Consider the following 13,122-nt stretch of genomic DNA (forward strand, 5'->3'; position numbering starts at 1 on the left):
GTTTTTACCCAAACAGGAAATTCAAAGATCTTCGGTTAAAATAGCAACAATGATGAAAAAAGAGCCGAAATACAATGAAAAATACAAGGGGGAACAATTATGAGAAAGAGACTTTTATCTTTACTGGTACTTGTACTGGCTATTGGTTTAGTTCTTGGCGCTTGTTCAAGTAATGAAAAAGCAAGCGGTAATGGCAAAGATAAACCGTATGAAATTATCTGGTACACCATTGGTACACCGCAAAAGGATACAGACAAGGTTTTTAAGGAAGTTAATAAATACACAAAGAAAAAGATCAATGCAGTTGTTAATTTTAAACAAATCGATTGGGGAGATTATGAGCAAAAAATGCAAGTCATTATCTCTTCTGGAGAGCCATATGATTTAGCTTTTACTAATGGAACTTCTTATGTCCAAAACGCACAAAAAGGTGCCTTCTATCCAGTAGATAAATTGTTGGACACTCACGGACAAGAGTTAAAGAAAGCACTTGATCCGGCATTTGTTGAAGGTGCGAAAGTAAATGGGAAATTATACGGAATTCCTTCCAATAAGGAAGTTGCAAGACAAACGGTCTATACATTTAATAAGAGATTGGTAGATAAATATCACTTTGATCTTTCAAAGGTAAAAACGTTGGAAGATTTAGAGCCAATGCTTAAGACGATTAAAGAAAATGAACCAAAAATTACGCCAATGGCAACATTTAAAGCATATCTTCCATTCGATTATGTTATGGATCAAAAAATACCGATGGCTTTTCCGTTAGCAGGCGACACGAGTCATGTTATTAATTGGTATGAATCAGATATTGCAATGAGCACATTTAAAACAATGCATAAGTACTATAAGGCCGGCTACCTAAAAGCGGATGCTGCGACAAGTAAAGATACATGGCCGATGGATGTGGAAAACTGGTTTGTACGTATGGGTGATTCCCAACCATATGCAGATATACTATGGAGCCGTTCAGCTAAATACGATGTGGTTTCTGTACCGGCAGAACAGCCAACAACCTTTAATGATTCTGTAACAGGTGCTATCCAAGCAATTTCTGCTAATTCGAAAAATCCGGAAAAGGTAATGGACTTCCTAAACTTATTAAACACAGATCCATACCTTCGCAACTTAGTGGATAAAGGAATTGAAGGAGTTCACTATAAAAAGAATGATGATGGTACAATCACGGATCTTCCAGCACGAATCGATAAATACAATATGCCGTCTTACTCTTTAGGAAACCATTTTATTCTTTATCTATATAACAATGATCCTAAAGACAAGTGGGAAAAATTCAAGGAATTTAATGCATCAGCTCAACCTGCACCAACCCTTGGTTTCCATTTTGATCCTAGTTCTGTTCGATCAGAAATTGCTGCCATCACCAATGTAAGTGAAGAATTCTATCCGGCACTTGCAACTGGTACGGTTAATCCTGAGGAATATTTGCCAAAAGCAAATAAGAAATTCAAAGAAGCAGGTATTGATAAAGTATTGAAAGAAATTCAAAAACAATACGATGCATGGAAAGCGAAAAATAAGTAAATAACGGAAATCAAGCTGGATGCAAATCTGGCTTGATTTTTACTTGTATATTTAGAAAAATAGATTTATAGAATACTTTTAATATTTTTGATTTTAACTCAGGAGGATTTTTCTGTTCACATTTTAGTGAAATCTCCTTTATACAACATGTGTAACACTTTTGCTCATATAGGTGCTTCCCCTTTTACACCATTTTATAAGAGAAAACAGACACGAAGGAAGAATTTAATTCTTCTTAGAATACATATTAACAGCGGATGATGGTGAGTGAGGAATGAACATGCTCAAGAACAAATATTTTAAATACAATATATTTCATAAGCTACTTTTAGCTTCTTCACTAACATTAGTCGTTACGGTGATTATTCTCATTGTAACCATTACGAATTATTACTCAGATATTATTATCCAAAGAGAAAGAGACATCGATTCCCGCACACTGGATAGAGTGGATGGATTTTTTTCCAATAAACAAGGTGATGTGGATTATTTAGTAAGAGAATTGTACGGCAGAAGTGATTTAATTTCGGATGTTTCTTTAGCACTGAATAAGGGATACGAAGATTACATGAAATCTAATCTAGATCGTTATACTAAATCCCATTCTTTTATTTCCCGAAACATCAATACGATTTTTATGGACTTTTTCAATCAGGATCCCAATATTAATGCAGTGAGCCTGCGTTCTATTGCACTTCCTGAGGTGGAGTACTTATTTATTTACAATAATGGCCGGTGGAATGATTCCATTAAAGACCAAACGGCAAATGAAATTCCCCCAAGACAAATGCAGCCTTTTTTTGAAGGACAAAGCTATCCGAAAAGACATTTAAAAGACACGATTACAAAGGAAATTCTCCTTTATAACCCGGGTACGATGGAGAAAATGGGGATTTTATCTATCTACTATTCGACGGATGGATTAGACCAAATTGTGAAAAGAAAGAATTCTGAGGTTGAGAAATCCTTCTTTTTATTAAATAAAGAGGGAAAGGTTTTATATTCTGATAATCATGGTATTCCAAAAAAACTAATTGAGAAGGTATCGAAAAAAACCGGGGAATCGATTCAAACATATCAGGGACAAACCTATTACATGGATGTCTCTGCTCAAAATAATGAATATACCTATATAGGTGTCATTCCCAAAAAGGAATTAAACAAATTAACCTTTGCCAGAGGAACGATGTGGGTATTAATTATTTTTGCGACGCTTGCAGCTATTTTAATTACATATAGGTTTACTAGTAGTTACTCTAAACGAATTGGGCAAATCGTTGCTTCTATTCGGGAAGTAGAAAAAGGAAATCTTTCTGTGAGAATTCCAGAATCGAAAAAGGCTGATGAATTATCGATTATCGGCATAAGTTTTAATTCGATGTTAGTAAAATTAAATGATTATATTGAACGATTCTTTTTATTGAATAACATGCAAAAACAAGCGGAATTAAAAGCTCTTCAAGCGCAAATTAACCCGCATTTTTTATTTAATACACTAGAAGTAATACGGATGGTTGCGGTAATGGAAGGTTCGGATACTTCCGGAGATATGATTTTCCATTTGTCGAGAATGCTGAGATATTCATTAGAAACAAAAGAAACAGTATCCTTGCAGGTCGAAATAGAGAATGTAGAGCAATATTTAAAACTGATCCAGCTTCAATATCCTAATAAGTTACAAGTAGCTATTCAAATTCCAAAAGAAATGGAGAATGTTCCGATTCAACGCTTGATTCTCCAGCCCCTTGTGGAAAATTATATTAAACATGGTTTTAAAAAGGATCGGAATGATAATAAGCTGGAAATCATCGGTCAAAAGGCGGAAGGAGATATTGAAATCAGTATCAAAGATAATGGAACAGGTATTTCTTATGATCAGCTCACATTAATCAGAGATCAAATAAATGATAAGGATGGTGTTGAAATGAAATCCATTGGATTAAGAAATGTTCATCAACGCTTGAATTTAAAATTTAACGATCCTTATGGTTTATCGATTCAAAGTGTGCCAGATCAAGAAACGATTGTAACCGTTTTAATACCGGGTGAGGTGTGAGGGATATGTTTCGTGTATTGCTTGTTGATGATGAACCGTTAATTACGAGAGGACTAAAGGCACTATTGAATTGGGAAGATTACGGATTTGAGGTTACCTGTTTTGCTGAAAATGGGGAAGAAGCTCTTGAAATATTAAAAACGGGCGATATTCAGCTTTTAATTACAGATATTTTAATGCCGAAAATGACTGGTTTAGAGCTGATCCAAAAGGCTAAAGGGCTTTGGCCGGAATTAAAATGTGTCGTATTATCCGGATACCAGGAGTTTGCTTACGTAAAAGAAGGATTGCTTTTAGGAATTGAGAATTACTTATTGAAGCCTGTTGATAAAGAGGAATTATTAAAGACGATTCAAACCATTAGTAAGAAGCTGTTTACGACATTGGATTCGAATGATCATACGAAATTCACGACGCTGAAGGAAAATATTTTATGGCGATTGCTAAATGGTGAGATTGATAAAAACAATTGGCGGGAAAGATTGTCCCTGTATGAAATGGAAGTCAATCATCCCTTTTATGGAGTATCTATCTTAGATTTTGAGAATTCCGGCGATGAAAAGGTCGTAGCTGAAATAGCGCGATATGTAGAGGATACATTTTCCGCTGACTGTCTTTATCAATTGGATCAAGAATTCATTATTGTTTTTGGCGGAGAAAGTGCAGTATACATTACGGAATGTAATCATTTACTGGTTGATTATTTAAAAAAGGAACAAGATATGGTCGGTAAATTTTATCTGTCCTTAGGAAATACCGTCAATGGAATGGACGAGATAGAGGAGAGCTATCTAAGTGCGAGAGAATGCAAACCGCTTCAAATATATATGGAACCCCATGTGCTTATTTCCAGGCAAGTCTATGAGGATAGACAAGCAATCTTAAAAAAAGAGCAGGAATGGAAAGAGAATTTTACGAAAGAGTTAGTAAAGTCAAAAGAGAATTTAAAGAAGATGATTGATCAATTCTACTGTTCTTTAATGAAAAAATCGGGCTTCTTGGCTCCTTCAGTAGCGAAAAAATATACGATTGATTTCATTTCATATATTCATCATTCCTTAAAGCCGGATGAATTTAGCTACCATACCGCCTCTATTGAAAAGATGGTTTACGCTACGAATATTCCGCAAATGAAAAGCATTTTAGAAGAATATTGCCAGGAACTGCTTTTGTCTATTAATCATCAAAATAAAATGCGCAGTCCTATCGTGCAGAATGTTCTGGAGTATATCCATGCCAACTATGATCAGGAGCTATCATTAAAAACATTCGGTCATCGCTTTCATGTAAACCCTATCTACCTCGGCCAGCTATTTCAAAAAGAGGTAGGAGTCGTATTCTCGGTCTATATTAATCATTACCGACTAAAAAAAGCTAAGGAATTGCTAAAAGCAACTAATTATCGCGCTGGCGAAATCGGCAAAAAAGTAGGCTATTCCGATACCACCTACTTCTACAAGCAATTCAAAAAAAGCGTCGGTGTTACGCCGACTGAATGGAGAAATCTTTAAGTTTTTGATTAGTAGAAAAGTAGATTGATGCTTATGTAAACAGTTTTTTGTGTGCAGTATGAAGGACAGGTTTGAAAAAAAGAATAGGCTAGTTGTCCTTCATAAACTGTATGAAAGACAAAAACGAGGAAAGAAGAAGGAAACCCGTCCTTCATGGGGGTTATGAAGGACAGGTTTGAAAAAAAGAATGGGCTAGTTGTCCTTCATAAACTGTATGAAAGACAAAAACGAGGAAAGAAAAGGGAAACCCGTCCTTCATGGGGGTTATGAAGGACAGGTTTGAAAAAAAGAATGGGCTAGTTGTCCTTCATAAACTGTATGAAAGACAAAAACGAGGAAAGAAGAGGGAAACCCGTCCTTCATGGGGGTTATGAAGGACAGGTTTGAAAAAAAGAATGGGCTAGTTGTCCTTCATAAACTGTATGAAAGACAAAAACGAGGAAAGAAAAGGGAAACCCGTCCTTCATGGGGGTTATGAAGGACAGGTTTGAAAAAAAGAATAGGCTAGTTGTCCTTCATAGACAGTATGAAGGACAAAGTCGAGGAAAGAAAAGGGAAACCCGTCCTTCATGGGGGTTATGAAGGACAGGTTTGAAAAAAAGAATGGGCTAGTTGTCCTTCATAAACTGTATGAAAGACAAAAACGAGGAAAGAAGAGGGAAACCCGTCCTTCATGGGGGTTATGAAGGACAGGTTTGTAAAAAAGGATAGGCAAGTAGTCCTTCATTGACTGTATGAAGGACAAAGTCGAGGAATGAAAAGGGAAGGGTGTCCATCATAGAGGCAATGAAGGACATTTTTGAAATAAAGAAAATGCAAGTAGCAGGGCTTTTACTTGGGATGTATAACTCAACCGAGATAAGGCAAGCAAATCTTTATGTTTTACATAACCTTTAAAGAAAGGGGATTACATTGTGAAGGATTATCTATTTCCCAAGGATTTTTGGTGGGGCTCCGCATCTTCCGCTACGCAAATGGAAGGGGCAGCAAACAAGGATGGAAAAGGAAAAAATATTTGGGATCATTGGTACGAAATAGAACCAAATCGCTTTTTTAAAAAGATAGGCCCAAGTGAGACATCACAATTTTACGCACGGTATAAAGAGGACATTGCATTAATGAAGGAGCTTGGTCATAACAGCTTCCGCTTCTCCATCTCATGGTCCAGATTAATCCCAACCGGCGAGGGAGAAGTAAATCCTAAGGCTGTTCAATTTTATAACCAAGTAATGGACGAGCTTTGGAATCAAGGGATTGAACCATTCGTGAATTTATATCATTTCGACATGCCTTTTGAACTGCAGGAAAAAGGCGGCTGGGAAAGCAGGGAAGTAGTAAAAGCATATGTGAAGTATGCAGAAACCTGTTTCGATTTATTTGGTGACCGCGTGAAAAAGTGGTTTACCCATAACGAACCGATTGTTCCCGTAGAAAATCAATATTTATACGGTCACCATTATCCAGCACTCTGTAATTTTCAGAAATGTGTTCAAGCTGGTTTTCATTCGATTTTAGCCAGTGCGATAGCGATTCGTGCATATCATAAGAGAAATTTAGGTGGGAAAATTGGGATTATCCTGAACCTAACTCCATCCTATCCAAGAAGTCAGCATCCGGCAGATGTAGAAGCTGCAAAGATTGCAGATGCCTTTTTTAACCGATCTTTTCTTGATCCATCTGTAAAAGGGACCTTTCCAAGTGAATTGGTTGATATCTTGAAGAAGGAAGGATTTATGCCTCATATTGAGGACGGAGATATAACGCTGATTAAGGAAAATACCGTCGATCTATTAGGGATTAACTATTATCAGCCTAGGAGAGTAAAGGCGAAGGAAAATTTATTTAATCCAAATGCACCGTTCATGCCGGAACGATATTTTGATTATCACGATATGCCAGGTAAGAAAATGAATCCTTACCGAGGCTGGGAAATCTATGAAAAGGGAATTTACGACATCTTAATGAATGTAAAAGAAAACTATGGAAATATCGAATGCTTTATTTCGGAAAACGGAATGGGAGTTGAAAATGAAACCCGATTTCTAAATGAAGAAGGGATGATTGAAGATGACTACCGCATTGAATTTTACGAAGAGCATTTAAAATGGGTCCACCAGGCAATCAAAGAAGGATCTAATGTAAAAGGTTTTCATGTTTGGACCTTTATCGATAACTGGTCCTGGCTTAATGCTTACAAAAACCGCTACGGCCTAGTATCCGTTGATTTGGATAAAGATTGTAAGCGAACGGTGAAAAAAAGCGGATATTGGTTTAAAAAATTAGCGGTAACAGGGTTAATTTAAGTGCAGTGGAATAGATTTATTTTAAATTGCCAGGCGAATGGCCCGAAAGTTTAAGGAAACGGACCGAAACGATGAAGAAACAGATCGATTTGGGATAAATGCCTAGTCAGGCGTCAACTGGCAGGCACCAAGAGTGGAGTACTACTCACTGTCCGCCTCTGGCGTACAAAATCGCAAAATGTCCACGGGTGGTGCCTGACACCAAAAAAGGAGGGATTTGTATGAAACTTGGAGTAAGTTCATATAGTTTTTTATCTGCCATTCAGTCGGGAGAAATGACCATTTTCGATGTGATGGATTGGATTAAGGAACATGGCGGGGAGCATATTGAAATTGTTCCTATCGGATTTACTTTGGATGACAATGAAGAATTTGCAGGTGCGATTCGCAATAAAGCAAGCTCCCTCGGCATTGATATTTCCAATTATGCTATTGGAGCAAATTTTATCGATAAAAATAAAGAGGAATACCAAGCAGAAATAGAAAGAGTAAAAAAGCAGGTGGATATTGCCCATGCACTTGGGGTGAAGAAAATGCGCCACGATGTTGCATCAAGAAATCCTAAGGAAGCAACGATCACTCAATTTCAAAAGGATTTACCTGCCATCGTAACCGCCTGTAAGGAAATTGCTGATTATGCATCCCAATACAACATCACGACAAGCATTGAAAATCACGGATTTCATGTTCAGCATGCAGACCGGGTCCATCAAATTGTCGATCTAGTGGATAAGGAAAATTTTAAAACAACCCTGGATATCGGAAACTTTTTATGTGTTGATGAGGACCCGCTATCTTCGGTAAAACGAAACATTTCCATTGCATCGATGGTTCATTTCAAGGACTTTTATGTAAGACCACATGATCGGAATCCTGGAAGCGGCTGGTTTCAATCTGCTGCGGGAAATTATTTACGCGGTGCGATTGTCGGTCAGGGTGACATCCATATTCCTCATGTCATGAAGGAAGTGAAAGAATCCGGGTATGATGGCTATCTCTCCCTTGAGTTTGAAGGAATGGAAGATTGCCGTACTGGGGTGAAAATTGGCTTAGAAAATATAAAACGAATTTGGGATGAATTGTAACAGTATAAGGAGGAATTATTGTTGAAAAAGGTAAAAATCGGGGTTATTGGTGCAGGATCTATTTCAGAAATGCATTTTAATGGATACGAAAAAAATCCTTATGCAGAAATCTTTGCGGTTTGTGATGTAAATGAAGAAAGAGCAAAAGAAAAGGCAGGGTTATATAAAGCGACGAAACACTATTCTGATTACCGTGAACTCCTACTAGATAAAGAGATTGACGCCGTAAGTATTTGTACATGGAATCATTCCCATGCGGAAATTTCCATCGCCGCCTTAAAAGCGGGAAAGCATGTTTTGGTAGAAAAACCGTTAACGACTAGCGTAGAAAAAGCTTTGGAGATTGAAAAAGCGGTTAAGGAAAGCGGAAAGCTTCTGCAGGTTGGGTTTGTGAGAAGATATGCGTCCAATACGAAGATTTTAAAATCATTTATTGATGCAGGTGATTTAGGATCCATTTATTATGCGAAAGCATCATGCTTGCGCAGGCTTGGCAATCCGGGTGGTTGGTTTTCTGATAAAAGCCGGTCAGGCGGTGGACCACTAATTGATATCGGAGTGCATGTCATCGATTTATGCTGGTATTTAATGGGGCGTCCGAAAGTGAAATCGATAACAGGAAATACTTATCGTAAATTAGGAAATCGCTCTCATATTCAAAATCTCTCCTTCTATCAAGCTGCAGACTATGATTCATCCAAAAATGATGTGGAGGATATGACAAACGCTTTAGTTCGCTTTGAAAATGGAGCATCTTTATTTGTGGACGTAAGCTTCACCCTTCATGCCAAAAAAGATGAGACACAAGTGAAATTATATGGGGATAAAGGCGGCGCTGAAATTGAGCCGGAGCTGCACATTGTTTCGGAAAAACACAATACAATCTTGAATGTTACCCCACAAGTGGATTATTTAACGTTTAATTTTACGCAAGCATTTCAATCAGAAATCGACCATTTCATCGAATGTATTACTGAAAATAAAGAAACCATCAGTCCTGTCCAGGATGGAGTAGAAATTATGAAAATTCTTTGCGGGATTTACGAATCAAGCGAAAAAGGAATGGAAGTAACTTTCTCATAGCAGTTGTTAATAAGATTTAGAACAAAGTGGGGGACATTGCATGGGTGAAAGAGAAGAACGCGTTAAATGGTTCATGGAGGATCGATTCGGCCTATTTATTCACTGGGGGCTATATTCGATTCCAGCACGCGGGGAATGGATTCGTAACAATGAACGCTTAAGTGTAGAAGATTATCAACCATATTTTGAGGAGTTCAATCCTATTTTTTATAACCCAAGGGAATGGGCTAAGGCTGCAAAAGCAGCAGGACAGAAATATGCAGTGCTGACGGCAAAGCATCATGATGGTTTCTGCTTATTTGATAGTAAGCTAACAGACTATAAAGCGACGAATACACCTGCGGGACGAGATTTAATCAAAGAATATATAGAAGCTTTTCGGGAGGAAGGTCTGAAGGTTGGACTGTATTACTCGATTATCGACTGGCATCACCCTGATTACCCCGCATATGGGGATCGTCATCATCCAATGAGGGATCATGAGGATTTTAAAAACTTCACAGGGGACTTTTCCAAATATATTTCCTATTTTCATGGACAAGTGAAAGAGTTATTAACGAATTACGGAAAAATAGATATTTTGTGGTTTGATTTTTCATACGATGATATGACCGGTGAAAAATGGCGGGCAACGGAGCTTGTTAAAATGATCCGTTCGATTCAGCCGGATGTATTGATTGATAATCGCCTTGGAGGAAATATCTTGGCAGCCGAACCGGAAATTTATGCAGGGGATTTTTATTCACCGGAGCAAATTATTCCGGTCGGCGGGATTGTAAATTCGGTTGCTAAACCGATTCCCTGGGAAGCATGTATCACGTTAATTGATCACTGGGGCTATCATTCTAAGGATGTAAACTATAAATCTCCGCAGCAGGTGATCCGCACTTTAGTAGAATGCGTCAGTAAAAATGGCAATCTACTATTAAATGTTGGACCGAATGCAAAAGGAGAGATTCCGCAGCAGTCCTTGGAGATTTTAAAGGAAGTTGGAAAATGGATGAAGCAAAATGGGGCAAGCATATACGGCTGCCATGCTTCCAAATTGCCGAAGCCTGAATGGGGAAGGTATACGCAAAAAGGAAACTATTTATACGCACATGTTTATGACCGCGGCATTGGCCCCATCTATTTTCAAGGATTAAAAGGCAAGATAAAAAAAGCAAGCCTGCTGGCTGATGGCAGTGAATTAATAGTCGAAGTTCCATGGATGGCCGAGCAGTATTCCGATGTTCAAAATGGAGCGTTTATCACTTTGCAGGGAGCAAGGCTGCCGGATGAGATGGATACGGTGATTGAGCTGGAGTTGGTGGAAGGAGGGTTTAGATAGAATCGTGCCTAAAATGGAGCTCGGGTTACCACTCTGGTCACGCAAGAAGTGGAATCGTGCCCGAAAAAGGGATTGTGCCACTGCCACGGTCACCAAAGAAGTGGCTTGATGCCCGAACATGGAATCCAATCAGGAGAACTGGCATCAACAATAAAAACAAATTTCATGTAAAGCAAATACTTTCTCAAAAGGAGGAGTTCATCCTATGAAGCTAGAACAAAAATTGTCCAACAAAATCGGTATTATTGTGGACAGTCTTCGAATGCCGATTCGGGAAGGTTTAAAGACCGCAAAGGAGCTTGGTGCCGATGGTGTGCAAATCTATGTGGTAAAAGGGGAGATGAGCCCGGAAAATTTGAGTTCTTCCGCTAGAAAAGATTTAAAGAATTATATTGATTCCTTAGGATTAGAAATTTCTGCCCTATGCGGAGATCTCGGTGGACACGGATTTCAAGATGCCCAATTGAACCCAGAGAAGATTGAAAAATCAAAAAGAATCCTGGATCTTGCTGTGGAATTGGGAACAAATATTGTTACGACACATATTGGTATCATCCCTGATGAACCATCTGACCCAATTTACGAAGAAATGCAAAAGGCATGTGATGAGTTGGGAATCTATGCAAAAAGCTTAAATGCTTATTTTGCGATTGAAACAGGTCCGGAGCCATCAGCAAGATTAAAAAGTTTCCTCGATTCCCTCAGCACAAATGGTGTATCAGTGAATTTTGACCCTGCGAATATGGTGATGGTGACAGGTGATGACCCTGCCCAAGGGGTAAAGCTTTTAAAAGACTATATAGTTCATACACATGTAAAAGACGGAGTAAGATATCGTGAAGTCGATCCTCGTGATGTCTACGGTGCACTTGGTTATGGCAGTGGGGTAGATCATGAAAAAATCGCTCAAATGGTAACTGCAGGGGAATACTTCAAGGAGCTCCCGCTTGGCCAAGGAAAGGTAGATTTCCCAGCGTATTTTGCCGCATTACAAGAAATCGGTTATGAAGGTTATTTGACGATTGAAAGAGAAGTTGGAACAAATCCGCTTCAGGATATTAGTGATGCGATAAAGTTCATAAAAACATATAAATAAAATAATAGATTAGGAGGAAGAACCATGACAGAAAAGCTAAAAGTAGCGATCATTGGTTGCGGAGGAATCGCAAACGGAAAGCATTTGCCAAGCTTAAGTAAAATCGAACAAGTCGAAATCGTGGCATTCTGTGATATTGAAATCGAAAAGGCAAAAAAAGCTGCTGAAAAATACGGTACAAGTGAGGCGGCGGTATATGGGGACTATAAACAATTATTAAAAGATCCGTCCATTGATGTTGTACATGTTTGTACCCCTAATATCTCCCATGCGGAAATTTCGATTGCGGCCTTAGAAAGCGGGAAGCATGTTATGTGTGAAAAACCAATGGCGAAAACATATGAAGAAGCGAAAGCCATGGTTGAAGCTGCTGAGCGTACAGGCAAGAAGCTGACAATCGGCTACAACAACCGCTACCGTCAAGACAGCCAGTATTTACATAAGGTATGTCAGCGCGGAGATCTTGGGGAAATTTATTATGCCAAGGCACATGCGATTCGCCGTCGTGCAGTCCCAACTTGGGGAGTATTTTTAGATGAAGAAAAACAAGGTGGCGGACCATTGATCGATATTGGTACACATGCTCTCGATTTAACTTTATGGATGATGGATAATTATAAGCCAAAATCTGTGATGGGAACCACATATCATAAATTAGGGAAAAAGAAAGACGCTGCAAATGCATGGGGACCTTGGGATCCAGAAAAATTCACCGTTGAAGATTCTGCATTCGGTTTTATTACGATGGAAAATGGAGCGACCATCGTGCTTGAATCAAGCTGGGCATTAAATACGTTGGATGTCGATGAAGCGAAATGCTCGTTAAGCGGAACAGAAGGCGGAGCGGATATGAAAGACGGCTTGCGTATTAATGGAGAGAATTTTGGGAAGCTTTATACGACCAATGTGGAATTAGGCTCAGGTGGTGTAGCCTTTTACGACGGAAAGGCAGAAAATGACTCTGATATGGAAGCGCGACTTTGGATTGAAAGCATCCTAAATGATACGGAGCCAGTTGTAAAACCTAGGGAAGCTCTAGTTGTAACGCAAATTTTAGAAGCCATCTATGAATCTGCCAAAACGGGGAAAGCAGTTTATTTTAGCTAAAAGTGA

The 13,122-nt window shown here is 38.6% G+C and carries 9 protein-coding genes; all 9 read left to right on the forward strand.

Annotation, left to right across the window (positions count from 1 at the left end):
• Positions 1–99: 99 nt before the first annotated feature.
• The 9 genes from NSQ59_RS06265 (at position 100) to NSQ59_RS06305 (ending at position 13,116) form a co-directional block, all read left to right on the forward strand.
• Entirely contained in the window at positions 100–1,545 is a 1,446-nt protein-coding gene (locus NSQ59_RS06265) for an ABC transporter substrate-binding protein (RefSeq protein WP_340830159.1), read from the forward strand.
• Positions 1,546–1,819: 274 nt separating this feature from the next.
• On the forward strand, positions 1,820–3,601 hold the full coding sequence (locus NSQ59_RS06270; RefSeq protein ID WP_340830162.1) for a sensor histidine kinase: 1,782 nt from the start codon (positions 1,820–1,822) through the stop codon (positions 3,599–3,601).
• Between the two features lie 5 nt (positions 3,602–3,606).
• Complete coding sequence (locus NSQ59_RS06275; protein WP_055738638.1) at positions 3,607–5,112, forward strand: response regulator transcription factor; 1,506 nt, start codon at positions 3,607–3,609, stop codon at positions 5,110–5,112.
• Between the two features lie 914 nt (positions 5,113–6,026).
• Positions 6,027–7,415 carry a glycoside hydrolase family 1 protein gene (locus NSQ59_RS06280; RefSeq protein ID WP_340830165.1) on the forward strand — a complete coding sequence of 463 codons (1,389 nt, stop codon included), beginning with the start codon at positions 6,027–6,029 and terminating at the stop codon, positions 7,413–7,415.
• Between the two features lie 221 nt (positions 7,416–7,636).
• Positions 7,637–8,500 (forward strand): sugar phosphate isomerase/epimerase family protein, encoded by an 864-nt coding sequence (locus NSQ59_RS06285; RefSeq protein ID WP_055738640.1) that lies wholly within the window; start codon positions 7,637–7,639, stop codon positions 8,498–8,500.
• Between the two features lie 21 nt (positions 8,501–8,521).
• Positions 8,522–9,583: a Gfo/Idh/MocA family protein gene (locus NSQ59_RS06290; protein ID WP_055738641.1), complete on the forward strand. Its 1,062-nt coding sequence runs from the start codon at positions 8,522–8,524 to the stop codon at positions 9,581–9,583.
• 40 nt (positions 9,584–9,623) lie between these two features.
• On the forward strand, positions 9,624–10,913 hold the full coding sequence (locus tag NSQ59_RS06295) for an alpha-L-fucosidase (RefSeq protein WP_340830168.1): 1,290 nt from the start codon (positions 9,624–9,626) through the stop codon (positions 10,911–10,913).
• Positions 10,914–11,118: 205 nt separating this feature from the next.
• Positions 11,119–12,009 carry a sugar phosphate isomerase/epimerase family protein gene (locus tag NSQ59_RS06300; protein ID WP_340830170.1) on the forward strand — a complete coding sequence of 297 codons (891 nt, stop codon included), beginning with the start codon at positions 11,119–11,121 and terminating at the stop codon, positions 12,007–12,009.
• Between the two features lie 24 nt (positions 12,010–12,033).
• On the forward strand, positions 12,034–13,116 hold the full coding sequence (locus NSQ59_RS06305) for a Gfo/Idh/MocA family protein (RefSeq protein WP_340830173.1): 1,083 nt from the start codon (positions 12,034–12,036) through the stop codon (positions 13,114–13,116).
• Positions 13,117–13,122 lie beyond the last annotated feature (6 nt).

The organism is Margalitia sp. FSL K6-0131, from assembly GCF_038008735.1.
In the GTDB taxonomy this organism is placed as follows: domain Bacteria; phylum Bacillota; class Bacilli; order Bacillales; family Bacillaceae_C; genus Margalitia; species Margalitia shackletonii.

Coding starts and splice junctions, on each gene's coding strand:
- NSQ59_RS06265 (WP_340830159.1), top strand. CDS start 100: ATGAGAAAGAGACTTTTATCTTTACTGGTACTTGTACTGGCTATTGGT.
- NSQ59_RS06270 (WP_340830162.1), top strand. CDS start 1,820: ATGAACATGCTCAAGAACAAATATTTTAAATACAATATATTTCATAAG.
- NSQ59_RS06275 (WP_055738638.1), top strand. CDS start 3,607: ATGTTTCGTGTATTGCTTGTTGATGATGAACCGTTAATTACGAGAGGA.
- NSQ59_RS06285 (WP_055738640.1), top strand. CDS start 7,637: ATGAAACTTGGAGTAAGTTCATATAGTTTTTTATCTGCCATTCAGTCG.
- NSQ59_RS06295 (WP_340830168.1), top strand. CDS start 9,624: ATGGGTGAAAGAGAAGAACGCGTTAAATGGTTCATGGAGGATCGATTC.
- NSQ59_RS06300 (WP_340830170.1), top strand. CDS start 11,119: ATGAAGCTAGAACAAAAATTGTCCAACAAAATCGGTATTATTGTGGAC.
- NSQ59_RS06305 (WP_340830173.1), top strand. CDS start 12,034: ATGACAGAAAAGCTAAAAGTAGCGATCATTGGTTGCGGAGGAATCGCA.